Genomic DNA, 1,897 nt, shown 5'->3' on the forward strand with positions numbered 1-1,897 from the left:
CCAGCGGCCGGGGAGGGTTCCGCCGTCGAGGGTCGGAAGGCGGCCGTCCTCGGCGTCGGCGAGCCAGTGCGTACCGGTGAGCGCGAGCGGCCCGTACGGCTCGGAGACCGTCGCCACGCGGCCCTCGTGCCAGACCTTCCACTGCTGCTGTGCGTCGTCGCTCATGTCGTTCAACCTTTCACAGCCCCCGCGCGCGTGCCACGCGCGGGGGCGTCCGCGGAGGCGGACGGGGCTACGGGCCGGGGCAGCCCCAGGTGGTCGCGGAGGGTCGTGCCCTCGTACCGGGTGCGGAACGAGCCGCGCTCCTGGAGCAGCGGCACCACGCGCTCCACGAAGTCGTCCAGGCCGCCCGGCGTGAGGTGCGGGATGAGGATGAAGCCGTCGGCGGCGTCCGTCTGGACGAACTCGTCCAGCTCCGCCGCGACGCTCTGCGGCGTCCCGATGAACGACTGCCGCCCGGTCGTCTCGATCACCGTCTGCCGGATGGACAGCCCCTTGGCCGCCGCCAGCGCCCGCCATTTCGCGGCGACGACCAGCGGGTCGCCGATCCGGACCCGGCCCTGGACCAGGTGGCTCTCGGGGTCCGGATCGATGTCGGGCAGCGGCCCGTCCGGGTCGTACGCGGACAGGTCGCGGCCCCAGACCTGTTCCAGGGCGAGGATCGCGTTCTGCGGCGAGACCTGGAGCCGGCGGACCTCGGCGGCCTTCTCCTGCGCCTCGGCGGCGGTGTCGCCGAGCACGAGGGTCACGCCGGGCATGATCTTGAGGTCGCCGGGGCGGCGGCCGTACGCGACGAGCCGCCGCTTCACGTCGGCGTAGAACTCGCGGCCCGCCTCCAGCGTGCCGTGCCGGGTGAAGATGATGTCGGCGGCCGAGGCGGCGAACTCGCGGCCCTCGTCGGAGTCGCCCGCCTGGATGACCACGGGGTGGCCCTGCGGGCTGCGCCGCACCCCGAACTCGCCCGAGACGTCGAAGTGCCGCCCGGTGTGGGCGAAGGGCAGGGGGGCGTCGCCGCCGTCCCAGGAGTCCCACAGTTCACGGGCGGTCGCGACGAACTCGGCGGCGCGGGTGTAGCGGTCGGCCCGGTCGAGATAGCCGCCGCGCCGGAAGTTCTCGCCGGTGAAGGCGTCGGAGGAGGTGACGACGTTCCAGGCGGCCCGGCCGCCGCTGAGGTGGTCCAGCGTGCCGAGCCGCCGGGCCAGTTCGTACGGCTCGTTGAAGGTGGCGTTGACCGTGGCGGCCAGCCCCAGGCGCTCGGTGACGGCGGCCAGCGCGTTCAGCACGGTGATCGACTCGGGGCGGCCGACCACGTCGAGATCATGCACCCGCCCCTTGTGCTCGCGCAGCCGCAGCCCCTCCGCGAGGAAGAAGAAGTCGAACAGGCCGCGCTCGGCCGTACGGGCCAGGTGCTCGAAGGAGGAGAAGTCGATCTGGCTGCGGGAGCGCGGATCGGCCCATACGGTCGTGGCGTTGACGCCCGGGAAGTGGGCGGCGAGGTGGATCTGCTTCTTGACCGGTGTGTTCACGTCGTTGACCGGTGTGTTCATGCGATGCCTCCGGCGGGTGCGTAGCGGTTGGCGGGGCGCGGCAGGCCGAGGTGGTCGCGGAGCGTGGCGCCGGGATAGAAGGTGCGGAAGAGACCGCGGTGCTGGAGCAGCGCCACCGTGCCGTTGACGAACCGCTCCAGGTCGTCGTCCGGGTCGGTGGGCGTGATGTGGAAGCCGTCCGCGGCCCCCGCCCCGTGCCAGTCGCCGATCAGCTCGGCGAGGCCGACGGGCCCGCCCCGGTAGAGCGTGCGTCCGTCGCGCCCGGCCGTGAGCGTCCCTTCGTACGAGGCGGAGTCGGCCGACGCCGCGCACTCGCCGTCGGTCAGGTCGACGGTCAGCGCGGCCAGTAC

The 1,897-nt window shown here is 73.3% G+C and carries 1 protein-coding gene and 1 pseudogene; both read right to left on the bottom strand.

The features are described 5' to 3' along the window. Positions 1–170: 170 nt before the first annotated feature. Complete coding sequence (locus tag ACFU99_RS42230; protein WP_384403723.1) at positions 171–1,547, bottom strand: NtaA/DmoA family FMN-dependent monooxygenase; 1,377 nt, start codon at positions 1,545–1,547, stop codon at positions 171–173. Beyond that, positions 1,544–1,897, bottom strand: a pseudogene (locus ACFU99_RS42235) (FMNH2-dependent monooxygenase); the annotation flags it as partial. The gene ACFU99_RS42230 and the pseudogene ACFU99_RS42235, both read right to left, overlap by 4 nt.

Origin of the sequence: Streptomyces sp. NPDC057654, from assembly GCF_042800135.1 — a bacterium.
Lineage (GTDB): Bacteria > Actinomycetota > Actinomycetes > Streptomycetales > Streptomycetaceae > Streptomyces.

Bases quoted from the DNA above. Each gene is read 5' to 3' on its own strand.
- ACFU99_RS42230 (WP_384403723.1), bottom strand. From the start codon at position 1,547: ATGAACACACCGGTCAACGACGTGAACACACCGGTCAAGAAGCAGATC.